Raw genomic sequence first — 13594 nt, forward strand, 5'->3', positions numbered from 1 at the left:
GGCCTATAAGCCGCTCCGTGTATCCGCCCCTGGTAATCGAGGCGGGATGGGACCAGCCTTAGACCAGTCCCGAAAGCGCCTTAGGCAGCCTTCTGCTTCTCGATGTAGTCAATCGCGTCCTTGACGGTGGCGATCTTCTCGGCTGCATCTTCCGGGATCTCGACGGAGAAAGCTTCTTCGAAAGCCATGACCAGCTCAACCGTGTCGAGGCTGTCTGCGCCCAGATCGTCAATGAAAGACGCTTCCGGCGTGACCTTGCTTTCTTCAACGCCGAGGTGCTCGACAACGATCTTCTTCACCTTGTCAGCGATATCGCTCATCTGTTTGTTCCTTCTGCCCGTTCAGGGCGTTACAAAAAACTCGTATTGCCGTCTGCCAGTCCGGGAACCCATCTGGGCTTCCAGCGCAGGCCACCTCTCCTTTCGGAAAGGCGTTGCCACCGGCCGAACCGGACATCGGCCTTCATCAGACCGGGCAAAGCAGCGCGCGATTAGCACGCTTTGACCTGAAACGCCAAGCGTCTCAGACCATGGCCATGCCACCGTTGACGTGCAGGGTCGTTCCCGTGACCCAAGCAGCCTCGTCAGAAGCCAGATACACCACTGCCGCGGCCACGTCATCCGGGTTTCCCATTCGACCGAGCGGAATAGAGCCAACCAGCTTTTCGCGGATACCCTCAGACAGCACATCCGTCATTGGCGTTTCAATGAAACCAGGAGCCACAACATTGACCGTCACACCGCGAGGACCTGCTTCCTGAGCCAGAGACTTGCTCATACCAACGATGCCAGCCTTTGCCGCTGCGTAGTTGGCCTGACCCGCATTTCCTGTCGTTCCAACAACCGACGCGATGGAAATGATGCGGCCAGCGCGACGGCGCAGCATACCCTTAAGGGCAGCGCGGGCCAGACGGAACGGGCTTTCCAGATCCACCGTCATGACCTGCGACCAGTCACTATCCTTCATGCGAATGGCGAGCGTATCGCGCGTCAGCCCCGCATTGTTCACCAGAATGTCCAGCGGAGCCCCGGCTACTTCTTCAGCCTTAGCCACAAGACCATCAGCTTCAGACGCATCCGACAGGTTGGCAACCGCAATATGCGTGCGCTCACCCAGGCTGTCTGCCAGTTCCTTCAGAGCCGCTTCACGCGTACCGCTGAGAACAACCGTTGCGCCAAGGGCGTGAAGCTGACGGGCAATAGCTGCACCGATGCCACCGGATGCACCCGTGACGAGTGCGATCTTGCCAGAAAGAGAGAACATGGTTCGTTGTCCTTACAGAGCCTTGAGCAGGGCTTCGATTTCAGCAGGTGTGCCAGCATTGTCCGTGGCAAGATCAGGAGCAATACGACGCGCCAGACCGCACAGCACCTTGCCAGCTCCCAGTTCATGCATGTTTGTCACGCCCATGGCCGCCATGGCCTGAACGCTTTCGCGCCAGCGGACCGTTCCCGTAACCTGCTTCACCAGAAGGTCGCGGATCGCATCAGGATCCGTGACCTTCGCAGCAGTCACATTGGCAATAACCGGGACGCTTGGCGCATTCAGTGTAGCCGTTGCAAGCGCTTCGGCCATTTCACGACCGGCAGGCGCCATCAGCGACGAATGAAACGGCGCGGAGACCGGAAGTTTCACAGCCCGCTTGATGCCACGCTCCTTGGCAAGGGCAATGGCGCGGTCCACGGCATCCATGTGTCCAGACACAACGATCTGGCCACCGCCATTATCGTTAGCGATCTCAAGGATCTGCCCCTGGGCTGCATCTTCGCAGATGGACTGCGCCTGCTCAGCCTCAACCCCGAGAAGAGCTGCCATGCCGCCCTCACCTGCAGGAACAGCCCGCTGCATTGCCTGACCGCGCAGACGCAGCAGACGGGCACCTTCAGCAATACCGAGCGTGCCAGCAGCTGCAAGAGCAGAATATTCTCCAAGAGAATGACCAGCCAGCAAAGCGGCCTTGTCTGCCAGCTTAAAGCCACCTTCGGTTTCAAGGGCGCGAACTGCAGCGAGCGATACAGCAAAAAGCGCTGGCTGCGTGTTCTCGGTCTTTGTCAGTTCGTCCGCTTCGCCGGAGAACATCAGCTTTGACAGGTGCACTCCAAGGGCATCGTCAACTTCCTGAAAAACGGCACGGGATGAAGCAAAGGCATCATGCAGGGCCTGCCCCATTCCGACTGACTGACTGCCCTGACCCGGAAAGACAAAAGCGTGAACCGACATGGATCCCCCTGCTGGCATGAAAAACAGGCTCAGGGTGATGCTGTTTCACACGCGATCTGTCAAATTCTGCGTTATCTGTCAGGCGTGAATGTCGCGTATGCCTCACCGGGAATTTTAACCCGGACCCGGCCAAAAGGCTTACTGGAACGGAATACCGTATCCTCTGCATAGTCCTGCGGCCGAAGCAGAACAGTCATTGGCTCCCTGCTCGCGTTTGACGCCAGCACCCGAACGGTGCCGCTCGTCACCGCTTCAAAATTCGCTCCCGGAGCAATATCTATCTTGAGCCGATGAGCATCAGGCATGAACCAGGACAGGATCACACCCGTCAGATCACGGATGCACGCATTGACCTGACGAAGCCAGTGACGGGCCTCTGTGCCGGTAAATGTCTGCGGCGCAGGCAACGCGGCCACCAGAGACAGCTCCGTTCTGACATTATGCCCGATGGCTTCTGTCTGAAGGACTGGCGGGTTCTCTGCCTTCAGGCGGTCTGTCAGCGGGAAATGCATGTCCCGGTCCTGGCCGAAGAACAAGGGAATATCGCCATCCCGGCTATGAATCATAAGCCGCGCTTTTGAGGGATAATCATGGTCAGGCAGTAATTCGCCTGTGAAATGAAGTGAAAGACCCTCTTTTGCCGCCTGCGGGAAGCGGTCAAACCGCTCATAGATGCGTGCGATGTCCTGATATGTCGCAACGCGCACGTCATGTCGGCCAGCGACAATAAGATGCTCCTCAGAAGCACCGCGCGCCTCGTGAAGACCGACACAGGAAAGGAATGCGATGAAACATCCCGTCAGAAGACGATAGGTCATGAATTTACTTTACAACAAATGATGTCTTATTCAATTTTTTGCAGAACAATCAGAACCTGCGGCAGCCTTACTGGATTATCCAGATATTCGATCAGGCGAAACATCCCGCCCCAAGCTTTAAGAATATAATTCCGTGGTATGATGGCCTCTCCATAATGCGCCTGAGGCTGAGGACGCCTTGCAGACGCGGCATGCAGGAACCGCCCGGCTTCAAAATGTGAATTTGCCTGCGCTTCATCCACAAAACTGTTTGCACAGGCTTCATGCCATGGATGCTCCAGCTGCATCCCAGAAGCACGACGCAAGCGCTGCTCTGCACAAAACGACAGAAACCGCCGGCTCTGCGTCGTAAAGACAACCAATCCATCTGGCTTCAGAAGCCGATAAAACTCCCTCATCCAGTGGCCGGCCAGAAATTCATCCAGATGTGAAAATGTCGACCAGGACGTGATTAGATCCAGCGTACTGGGCACGAGCGGCAATGGTGGCACCAGCCCTGCCTGCAAGAAGGCAAGAAATGGATTGGCGCGCCGTGCTGCCATGAGAAAGCGGTCCGTATGCTCGACGCTGACAAGGGACTGTGATCGCACATCTTTCATGAAAAGACGCGCCATCCGCCCCCACCCACATCCGAAATCAAGAACGGAAGTCTCAGGCCTCACAGGCCTTCCCGCGTAAGCGCAATACGCCTTTATCTCTCGATAAAAGACATGCGCCTCATGAATGGAAACCTCCCCGTGATGCCCATGAATTTCACGCTGAAGATCATCCGGGGGGAACTCTGGCATCCGAACGCCCCGCACCTCGTGTCCCCCAAGGGACGAGACCAGAACATGCAGCCATTCTTCATCCGCAAGCCCGTGAAAGGCTTCAAAAACAGCATCCGTCCTGTCGGAGTGGGTCATTCTTCTACCGTTACGCCATATCAGTAACGATTTATTAACGCATTTCCACCGACAAGAGAACCAAGCCGCCCCCCATGAAAAATTCTGCCCCGCGCTTTTCAGATACACCGCAAGAAAGAGTTCTCACATAAACTGGATATGGCTCTTAAATCCCAAAAGAGCAGCATCCCGCAGATTGTATTGGGCGTTCGGGTGAATGTAATACTCAAACAGAGGCGTAAAAATTACACCCTTCACAACGTGGATAGCGTAGTTGAACTCCATCACGACCGCGTCCTGCTGAACACCTGTCGCATGATTGGGGAGTGATTGCCCTTTACGGATCAGCCCAGCTTCACTTCGGCTCACACCGGATGCAATCTTGGTGTAGGTCAGAGAAAATCCGAGCGTATCGTAGGGTCGAGACTTCAGAAATCCGCGGTTAACCAGTGCGCCATAAACGAGATACCGGCGCAGGGATGTATGAGGATCATTGTAAATAAGCCCCGTCATCGCCGTCAGGCCTGAGCCCTTTGCCCGATAGTGCAGCAACTGCTGATCCAGCATGACCCATGTTGACCAAGACGCGCTTCGCTTTTTATGCGCAAGCCCGCTCTCTGCATAAGAACCGTCATATAGATCGTAATAGTTGTCAGTCTGCGGCGTACTGAAGAGCTGGGCACCGAACTTGTAATGACCCGGCAACGTGCCATGCCCGAAAACCGGTTCCCAGGCTGTTTCAATCGGTGCCGCATATCCGATGATATTGGCTCCATTGAACTTAAAGCCGGTCCGATGCTGATAGACTTGATAAATTCCGTTTTCGATCGGATATACCCCTGTCTGGACATAGACAGAGCGGACCGGCCGTCCTCGAACCCGGAATCCCCAGGTCGCAGCAGGATAGCCGGCGTCAAAATTCGTGTCCGTAATCCCTTTGGGACGACCGCAGAAACTACCGTTCTGGAAATTGCAGAACAAAGGGCTCGCCGCAAAATCCGAAATTTCTGACATACGGCCAGCTGCGATCGCCAGACGCCCACCGTAAAGCGTCTCTTCGCCATACATATAGACCAGATGCACGACAACATTTCCGCCGCCGCCATAATCTTCGGAAGCATGATTGAGCCAGTCACCAAACATGCGATTGGCCGTCGTACCGTACCGCCCCACCGTAATCATGTGCGTCGCAAAACCAGGCAGACCAGCAAGCTTTTCCCAGTCTACATCAAGCTGCATGGCATACTGGCCCGCATTGCTCGCGCCCTGCTTGTAGTTTTCAAATCCCGACGTTGTTCCGCGCGTCGGTTTCGTTATCGCTCCGGCAAATTCATTCGTATTATCGACGAGGAAATTGATGCCACGCTTACGCAGCCAGCCTGACAAGGGATTGGAGACGATAGCCTCAGGATGGGAAAATGCTGGAACGGTTGTTTCACGCGATGCATGGACAGGAAGAGGCGTTGAAACCAACTGACTTGGCGCAGATCCAATATCGCGGTCCATGACCTGAGCAAAAGCAGGCAGCGATATGAAAATACTGAAAAACCACACGAACCATGAGATTTTCAGAGCATAACCCAGCACACGAAGATGCAAATCTGGCGCCCCTATTTGAACAGGAATAATGTCACATCACGACCTCTGAAACGAATTGCGTCCGATCCAGAGTGAGCGTGAAAAATCCCTACGCGACGGAGCACGGTAGCGTAATTAACATTTTAGAATTTCTCGTAAATTTGATTAATAATTCACAAACATAAAATAATTAAAATATTTTTTATTATTTATCTCAAAGTAAAAATACTTATAAAAGTGAAGTACATTTTATACTAATATTTGAATATATAAAAAATATTCAATTTAGAAAATTGTTCATGTAATATTTCTTTCACATGAAACACGTTTGCGTGCCTATTTTCGAAAACATGTCTTTTTTTGTGGAAAATCAAAGCCTGAAAGCAGAAGACGTTTACCATTCGTGCGAACCACATTTCGTGGCGCATGAAGAGAGAGGAAATTTCTGCATGTCTCTTTCTGGTAAAATTGCCGCTGTAACCGGGGCGGCTCAAGGTATCGGCAAGGCCATCGCTCTTCGTCTGGCGCGCGAAGGAGCTGACATCATTCTACTGGATGTCAAACAGGAAACCGTTCAGCAAGCCGCCAAGGAAGTTGAAGCTCTTGGCCGACGTGCTATCGCTCTAACGGCTGACATCAGCAATCGCGATGAATTTCAGAAGACTTTGAAAGAGGCCTCCAGCCAGCTTGGCGGCCTCGATATCATGGTCAATAATGCCGGCATCTGTCAGGTGAAGCCTATTCTGGACGTCACCCAAGAAGAAGTTGAGAAGATTTACCGCATCAATGTTCAAGGCGTGATCTGGGGTATCCAGGCTGCAGCCAACATTTTCAAAGAGACCGGCAAGAAGGGCAAAATCATCAATGCCTGCTCCATCGCTGGCCATGAAGGCTTTCCGCTTCTCGGGATCTATTCTTCCACAAAGTTCGCAGTTCGCGCTCTTACGCAGTCGGCCGCCAAAGAACTGGCAGCCTTCGGTATCACCGTGAACTCCTACTGCCCGGGCATCGTCGGAACGGATATGTGGGTCGAGATCGACAAGCGCATGTCTGAGATTACCGGCGCTGAGCTGGGCGCAACGTACAAGAAGTATGTTGAAGGCATTGCGCTCGGACGGGTCGAAACAGCAGACGACGTTGCTGGCTTCGTCGCATTCCTGTCGGGGAAAGATTCCGATTACATTACTGGCCAGTCCATCCTGATCGATGGCGGCCTCGTCTACCGCTAAGGCTGTAGATACAAAAAAGGGCCGGAGAAATCCGGCCCTTTTTTGAAATCCTCAGGCATCCCGCGGGATAAGGCGTCCACGCTGCCATGCTTCGGCAGCGTCGTCCGGGTCCTGCCCTTCAACGCCGATGTTATAGTCCAGCGCACTCATGACCTTGTTGCCGAGCATCATCTCGGACAGTTCATCAAGAAGATCCGTGTCTGCCTTGCGGGCTACATCTTCCCGCAGAACCATGCGCGCAGACATTTCCCCGCCAAGCAGCTTGGCAGGGTCCTCAACCAGCGTCAGCAACGCGGTGTGAAACACCGCATGAGGCTGAGTGGCGACCACAAGCGGAGATTCGCCGTCTGCCTGCGCCTTTTCCAGACGACCGATCAGAGCGGCTTCCCCCACAACTTCAAGCGGCAGGGAAGAAAGGGCAGGAAGCTGCTTGAGAGCTTTTTCAAGAATCTCGCGGCTGTCTTCTGCAACGATCACCCGATCCACTTCAGCTGATGTCAGCGCATTGACAGGACCGAGCGCACGCAGCGCAGCAAACGAAATCTGTGGCTGATACAGATCCCCGATGACACGAAAGCCAGGTCCAGCGAATTTTTCATCACGCGGGAACCAAGCAGAGACCAGAAGATCGACTTCGCCCTGCTCCATGGCTTCCGCCACATCTTCAGGGTCGAGGTCCACAAACTCGACGTCCACCTCATGCGCTTCGAGAACACGGGCGACCGCACTGGCACACCCGGCATGAAGCGAGGTGTACAGATGGCCGATCGTCATTTGCGTCATGAGGCAGTCCGTCAGTCAGAAAATTGAAACGTGAGACCGTGGATAAGCCTCACGCTTCATTTTGTCACGACCCTTACCAGATCTTTACGCGCTGATCCGGGGCCAGATAGAGCTTGTCGCCCTCTTTTACGCCGAATGCATCATACCAGGCATCAATATTGTGCGCTGGCATGTTCACACGCGTGACGGCTGGGGCATGCTCATTCGAAAGCATCTGCTGGCGTAGCGCATCCGGACGATCCTTCTCACGCCACACCTGTGCCCACCCCAGGAACACGCGCTGATCGCCCGTCAGGCCATGAACGGTTGTCTGCGGCTTGCCATGCAGGGAGTCATGATAAGCCTGCAGACCGAGGTTCAATCCACCAGAATCCGCAATGTTCTCGCCCATGGTCATCTTGCCGTTCACATGCGTGCCCGGCAGAGGCTCCTGCGCGTCATATTGTGCACCAAGACGATCCGCCAGCTTCTGGAAGGCATCCGAAGATGCTTTGGTCCACCAGTCATTCAGACGGCCATGTTCATCATAATGACGGCCCTGGTCGTCAAAGCCATGGCTCATCTCATGACCGATCACGCCACCAATGGCACCGTAATTCACAGCCATATCGCCCTTCGGATCGAAGAACGGCGGCTGAAGGATGGCAGCCGGGAAAACGATCTCGTTCATCGTCGGATCGTTGTAGGCGTTCACGGTCTGCGGCGTCATGCCCCACTCGTCACGATCCACCGGCTTGTCGAGCTTGTTCAGCTCATGCTGCCAGTTAAACGCGGCGCCACGCACAGCATTGCCATACACGTCGCCCTTGCGAACTACGAGGTTGCTATAGTCCCACCACTTTTTAGGATAGCCAACCTGAATAGCGAAGTGATCCAGCTTGTTCAGAGCAGCCTTACGAGTCTGCTCGTCCATCCATGTGTTGTGCTCAAGGCGATCATGGAAGGAAGACTTCACCTTCTGCACCAGCTCCGTAATCTGAGCCTGTGCTGAGGGCGGGAAATAACGGGCAACGTAGATCTTGCCCAGAGCCCAGCCCATGGCGCCATTGGTCACGCGCGTCGCACGCTTCCAACGCGGAGACTGCTGCGCCACGCCCGACAGCGTGCGACTGTTGAAGTCAAAGGACGCGTCAGAGAAATCATGAGACAGATAGGCTGCGGCATTATCTGCCAGATGGAAGGCTAGCCAGGCCTGAAGTACGCTGTAATCAGCCTTCTTCAGAACGCGGGACATGGCTGCAATGCCATCCGGCTCACGCACATCCACCTTGCGGTCGGCAATATTTTCGGCCGGAAGCCCTGCAGTCGTCAGGAACGTGACCCAGTCAAAGTCTGGAGCGATCTTTTGCAGCTGCGTGACCGTCATCGGGTTGTAGAGCTTGAGCGGATCGCGCGTCTGATCGCGGGGGATCTCAACCTTGGCAAGCGCCGTTTCAAGATCGACAACAGCCTGCGCGTTCTTGGCTGGATCAGCCCAGCCCACAAGCGTCAGCATCTTCGCGATATAAGCCTGATAGGCCTTCTTCTTGTCGGCCAGCTTCGGGTCTGTGTAGTAGCTAATATCAGGCAGGCCCAGGCCACCGCTGACGCCAATGCTCATGCCCTGATCGAGCATCAGCATGTAATGTTCCGGATCTTTCTGATCCTGCTCGACGCCAATCTGGAACGTCGAGAACGCCATGGAATTCAGGGACGTACCAAACGCTTCAGCCAGGCTCTTGGCATCACTGACCTTGCGGATCTTCTCCAGATCCACAGCAAGCGGCTTGGCTCCCAGAGCATCAACGGCCTTCTGGTCCAGATAGCTGGCGTAGAAGGTGCCGATCTTGCCCATGTCATCAGACGGCTCGGCAGAAACGTGCTTCTGTGCTTCGCTCAGGATCGCCTTCTGGCGCTCCATGGACAGTTCGTACAGAATACGAAACGGACCATAGCTGCTCATATCGCCTGGAATTTTCAGGTTCTTGAGGTACGTGCCGTTGGCATATTCGAAGAAATTGTCGCCCGGCTTGACGCTATGATTCATGCCGGCTTCATCAAAGCCCCAGCCTGAATTGTAACCGGCGGCCTGGGCACTTGCGGCTGTAAGGCCCATAGCCAGCGCAAGTACACTCGCACCTTGCGTCAGGCGGCGTTTAACAGAAACTGTAGTCTTCACATTATGCCTCATGTTCTGGCGATCGCCGTAGCATGAGGCATAAAAGATCATTTCGTCAAAAGGCCGTCCATACAAACGGAGACTTTTTGTTACTTCCCGCTTTTGCGGGTTGTCTTGCGTGCTTTGTCAGCCAGCGCGGAGACGGCCAGTACGTCATAATCAAAGACCATGACCTTATCGAGATATGGCCCGGCAAATTCCTTGAAGGCCTCATGGGCGGGGTCAAAGAACGCCGGATCTGTCACGACGGGCTTGCCAACATAGTAGTTCCGGTCCCCTTCAGAGCGGAACGTCACGAGGAACGCCTGCTGCAGGCCGCCCTCTACACCTTCCCCACTATTCTGGAACCCGGTCTCAATGCTGACCACAACCGGGCGACCGTCCGGGCGACGGCTGTCCTGCGCAAGATGCAGAAAACGGCCGGACACTTCTGCACGCTGTGCCGTCGTGGCGTCCTTCTTGTACCGAAACATCACCATGTGCCGCACGGTGCCAACATGCCAGTCCGCTGCTGTAAACTGCGCGTATCCGACCTGTCGGGCAAGCTGCTGGGAGGCCACCGTTGCGGCTGCCGGTGTATCGCTTGTCACCGGGCCTGATGTCGCGATCGGCAACGAGTACGGATCTGCTTTGGCTGAGAAGCCCTGCGACAGCCCTGCGATGGACAGAAGGGCAGCTGCTCCCCAGATAAAGCGACGGGACAGAAGTGGTCGAACGTCCATTCTCAAGCTCCAGTTACAAGACAGAAAATGCAGCCCTTCATGGCACGAAATAGCCCCTTCCGTCTTGTGAATTTCCGTAAGTCTGACGAACCCTCAGGCCGCAATCTGGCGCTGAAACGATTTGCGACGCCACTGGATCAGTCGATACACCCCATTCGCTGCCAGCTTCTGCCAACGGGAATGCGGAGTGAAGCCGATTGTCTTGAAGATCATCGCCGTCACACGATCAATGTGCTTCTGCTGATAAAACCCCATGGCTTTGGACATGTAAGCCGCAATGCACCGCTTGTGATCATAGGGCATGTCCGGGGATTCATTGGTCGTGTGATAGGCGGACGCCAGTTCATCGTCCTCACTCTCGGTCACACGCCCAAGAGCAATACGCGTCCGTGCCCAGACACTGAGCTTCTCGCGCTTCAGATAGCGATGCATGTGATCATAGAAGAGTTTGAAATGCCGGTATTCATCGGCGGCAATCTGCTTGCAGATGGCTTTTAGCAAGGGCTCATCCGTCGCATCCGCCAGTGCCGTGTAAAAAGACGACGTTCCCGTCTCGACCATACAGCGCGCAATCAGTTCGCCTGTGCGGGACCCGCGGATAGACGCATCGACGTCTGCATCAATCTTGTAACTTGCGCGATAGCGCTCAAACGCCTCTTCATAGTCCCAGCTCGGATCTGCCAGCATGGCCCAGCGGCCCAGAGCATCTCCGTGCTGAACTTCTTCCACTGCCCAGTTGGCTGTTGCTGCGCTGAAGTCCGGGTCTCCTACAAAGACGTGTCTCAGATATTCAGCGTAGTCCAAGCCATTCTTTTCAACGACTGAAGCAGACTTCACCAGAGGAATGATATCCGGGTCCACGCGGGATGGATCAAAGGAATCCCAGTCCATCTGCTCGATACGCCAGTGTTTCATCGCTTTGCCTCGTCCGTTTTCCGGCTCATAATCATGACGATGAGATGACACGCCGGGGCCATTTTGGGTAGGTGTGACGCAACAACGTTGGAGAAAGCCCCGTGACGGCTCAGAAAATGACACAGCCAGACGTCCGCCACGACTGGACGCGCGCTGAGGTTGAAGCGCTGATCAACCTCCCCTTCCCGGACCTGATGTTCCGCGCCCAGGAACTGCACCGTCGTTATTTCGACCCCACAAAAGTGCAGATTTCCACGCTTCTTTCGATCAAGACAGGCGGTTGTCCCGAAGACTGCGCCTACTGTCCGCAGAGCGCCCGACACGAAAAAAGCGTGAAGGCCGAACGTCTGATGGCCGTCGAAAAGGTGATGACCGAGGCGCGTGCAGCAAAGGCAGCAGGCGCAGGCCGATTCTGCATGGGCGCTGCTTGGCGCTCCCCGAAGGACCACGATCTCGACTCCGTCTGTGAGATGATCGAAGGCGTGAAGTCCCTTGGTCTCGAAACATGCGTCACGCTGGGAATGCTGGACTCCGTACAGTCTCAGCGCCTGAAGGATGCCGGGCTGGATTATTACAACCACAACCTCGACACCTCTGAGGAATTCTACGGCTCCATCATCACCACCCGCACGTATCAGGAGCGCCTCGATACGCTTTCCAACGTGCGTGATGCGGGCATCAATGTCTGCTGTGGCGGAATCGTGGGTATGGGCGAAGATCTGTCCGACCGCGCCGGCCTGCTGATGACACTCGCCAACCTGCCGAAGCATCCCGAGAGCGTGCCCATCAATCTGCTCGTTCGCGTTGAAGGCACACCGTTAGGTGAAGCTGAAGCTGTCGATCCGATCACATTCGTTCGCATCATCGCTACGGCCCGCATCATGATGCCGGAAAGCCATGTGCGTTTGGCAGCAGGGCGTGAAAACATGACCGATGAGGCACATGCTCTGTGCTTTCTCGCAGGTGCCAACTCCATCTTCTGTGGCGAGAAGCTCCTCACGACGCCAAACCCTGCTGAACACCGCGACCGTCAGCTTCTGTCCGCTCTGGGCATGACGCCGATGGTTCAGTCTGAAGCAGAAATGGGAACGCTACGTCCTGCCGTTCCGGACGTTGCTGCCTACGAAGCGGCTCTGTCCTAACCAACAAGGGCGAGGCATGCTGTTTGCAGCGCCTCGCCTCATACATTGCTGATTAAGCTTTCAGACGCGCCGCAATATCAGCCACACGACGGCCATAGCGCTCAGCCGTCAGCAGATCTCCCTTCTGAACACCATCGACACCCGCATTTGCCGGAGCGCGCGCCAGAAGACCAACTGACCCGCCCAGATTGTTCGGATCGTCGCCCGTTGCCTCAAGAGTGTTGGACGGCGGAATTCCCAAACTCACCCAGATGCCACCATGCTGGGATGCAAGTGTTTGCAGCGTAATCAACGTCACCTGCTTGTCCCCGTTCGGACTGGCGGAGTTCGTGAAACCACCGAACACCTTGTCCTGCCAGCCTCGCGTGAACCAAATTTTGGACGTGGCATCTGCAAATTTCTTAAACTGCCAACTCACATTCCCCATGTAGGTTGGCGTTCCAAAGATGATGGCATCCGCGTCATCCAATGCGGCCCACTCTGCCTCGGTAATTTCGCCATCCGCGCTAATTGCCACGAGTTGAGCCTGAGCACCCTGAGCCACATGCTCCGCCACCACTTTGGTGTGCCCATACCCTGAGTGATAGACGACCAAGACTTTAGACATCGTTCCTGTCCTTCGAACCAAGAAATGAAACATAAAATTCGATACGTGGTATCCATTGGAAACCAGTACTCTTTCTGGTATTACGCTGGAAAATTCGGGACAAGAAGGCACTTTCAAGACACATGGTAACCTCGCAGAAACCAGACACCCCTGCACGAAACCTCTGTTTCAACGTCTATGCGAAAGAGTGTCCGACGCGTCTGGTGCTGGACCGGCTTGGTGACAAATGGGCCCTTTTGGTGCTGGACCGCCTTCAGAATGACGTTGTGCGCTTCAATGCCCTCAAGCGGGACATCAATGGGATCTCGCAGAAAATCCTGTCTCAGGTGCTGAAAAACCTTGAGCGTGACGGGCTTATTTTAAGACAAGCTTATCCAACCGTGCCCGTCACTGTTGAGTATAGCCTCAAACCTCTTGGAGAGACCCTGATCCAGGCTGTTTCAAGCCTCACGCACTGGGCTGAAACCCACATGGCTGACATTCAGGACTCCCAACGTCTTTACGATGAGGCAAAAAACAGCGCGCTCTGATATTTTGC

The 13594-nt window shown here is 54.9% G+C and carries 14 protein-coding genes; 3 read left to right on the forward strand and 11 right to left on the reverse strand.

What is annotated here, in order from left to right; translation table 11 throughout:
* Nucleotides 1–80: 80 nt before the first annotated feature.
* From KP705_RS00395 to KP705_RS00420, 6 genes are all read right to left on the reverse strand, one after another.
* Nucleotides 81–320: an acyl carrier protein gene (locus KP705_RS00395; RefSeq protein WP_007282219.1), complete on the reverse strand. Its 240-nt coding sequence runs from the start codon at nt 318–320 to the stop codon at nt 81–83.
* A 202-nt stretch (nt 321–522) separates the two neighbouring features.
* Complete coding sequence (fabG, locus tag KP705_RS00400; protein WP_046899539.1) at nt 523–1263, reverse strand: 3-oxoacyl-[acyl-carrier-protein] reductase; 741 nt, start codon at nt 1261–1263, stop codon at nt 523–525.
* Nucleotides 1264–1275: 12 nt separating this feature from the next.
* On the reverse strand, nt 1276–2220 hold the full coding sequence (gene fabD, locus KP705_RS00405; RefSeq protein WP_046899540.1) for an ACP S-malonyltransferase: 945 nt from the start codon (nt 2218–2220) through the stop codon (nt 1276–1278).
* Between the two features lie 71 nt (nt 2221–2291).
* Nucleotides 2292–3038, reverse strand: coding sequence for a hypothetical protein (locus tag KP705_RS00410; RefSeq protein WP_046899541.1), 747 nt, complete (start codon nt 3036–3038; stop codon nt 2292–2294).
* Nucleotides 3039–3064: 26 nt separating this feature from the next.
* Nucleotides 3065–3943, reverse strand: coding sequence for a bifunctional 2-polyprenyl-6-hydroxyphenol methylase/3-demethylubiquinol 3-O-methyltransferase UbiG (locus KP705_RS00415; protein WP_046899542.1), 879 nt, complete (start codon nt 3941–3943; stop codon nt 3065–3067).
* A gap of 123 nt (nt 3944–4066) precedes the next feature.
* The gene (locus KP705_RS00420; RefSeq protein ID WP_374195548.1) at nt 4067–5476 is read right to left on the reverse strand and encodes a carbohydrate porin; all 1410 of its coding nucleotides are present in this window, start codon (nt 5474–5476) and stop codon (nt 4067–4069) included.
* Between the two features lie 473 nt (nt 5477–5949).
* Here KP705_RS00420 and KP705_RS00425 point away from each other — a divergent pair, with 473 nt between their 5' ends.
* Complete coding sequence (locus tag KP705_RS00425) at nt 5950–6729, forward strand: acetoin reductase (RefSeq protein ID WP_046899847.1); 780 nt, start codon at nt 5950–5952, stop codon at nt 6727–6729.
* A gap of 51 nt (nt 6730–6780) precedes the next feature.
* On the opposite strand, the gene KP705_RS00430 is transcribed toward KP705_RS00425, so the two are convergent.
* The 4 genes from KP705_RS00430 to KP705_RS00445 all read right to left on the reverse strand — a co-directional run bounded on the left by KP705_RS00430 (nt 6781) and on the right by KP705_RS00445 (nt 11307).
* Nucleotides 6781–7512 (reverse strand): glycine betaine ABC transporter substrate-binding protein, encoded by a 732-nt coding sequence (locus KP705_RS00430; RefSeq protein WP_215763810.1) that lies wholly within the window; start codon nt 7510–7512, stop codon nt 6781–6783.
* Between the two features lie 73 nt (nt 7513–7585).
* Nucleotides 7586–9745: a M13 family metallopeptidase gene (locus tag KP705_RS00435; protein WP_046899545.1), complete on the reverse strand. Its 2160-nt coding sequence runs from the start codon at nt 9743–9745 to the stop codon at nt 7586–7588.
* Between the two features lie 14 nt (nt 9746–9759).
* The gene (locus KP705_RS00440; protein ID WP_046899546.1) at nt 9760–10392 is read right to left on the reverse strand and encodes a Dabb family protein; all 633 of its coding nucleotides are present in this window, start codon (nt 10390–10392) and stop codon (nt 9760–9762) included.
* A 93-nt stretch (nt 10393–10485) separates the two neighbouring features.
* Nucleotides 10486–11307, reverse strand: coding sequence for an acyl-ACP desaturase (locus KP705_RS00445; protein WP_046899547.1), 822 nt, complete (start codon nt 11305–11307; stop codon nt 10486–10488).
* A gap of 116 nt (nt 11308–11423) precedes the next feature.
* On the opposite strand from KP705_RS00445, the gene bioB reads away from it, so the two are divergent.
* Nucleotides 11424–12449 (forward strand): biotin synthase BioB, encoded by a 1026-nt coding sequence (gene bioB / locus KP705_RS00450; protein WP_046899548.1) that lies wholly within the window; start codon nt 11424–11426, stop codon nt 12447–12449.
* A gap of 52 nt (nt 12450–12501) precedes the next feature.
* Here the strand turns inward: bioB and KP705_RS00455 are convergent, their stop codons facing one another.
* On the reverse strand, nt 12502–13056 hold the full coding sequence (locus KP705_RS00455; RefSeq protein WP_046899549.1) for a flavodoxin family protein: 555 nt from the start codon (nt 13054–13056) through the stop codon (nt 12502–12504).
* 122 nt (nt 13057–13178) lie between these two features.
* On the opposite strand from KP705_RS00455, the gene KP705_RS00460 reads away from it, so the two are divergent.
* Nucleotides 13179–13586 carry a helix-turn-helix domain-containing protein gene (locus KP705_RS00460; RefSeq protein WP_046899550.1) on the forward strand — a complete coding sequence of 136 codons (408 nt, stop codon included), beginning with the start codon at nt 13179–13181 and terminating at the stop codon, nt 13584–13586.
* Nucleotides 13587–13594: the final 8 nt, after the last annotated feature.

Origin of the sequence: Gluconobacter sp. P1D12_c (assembly GCF_018812105.1) — a bacterium.
Taxonomy (GTDB): domain Bacteria; phylum Pseudomonadota; class Alphaproteobacteria; order Acetobacterales; family Acetobacteraceae; genus Gluconobacter; species Gluconobacter oxydans_A.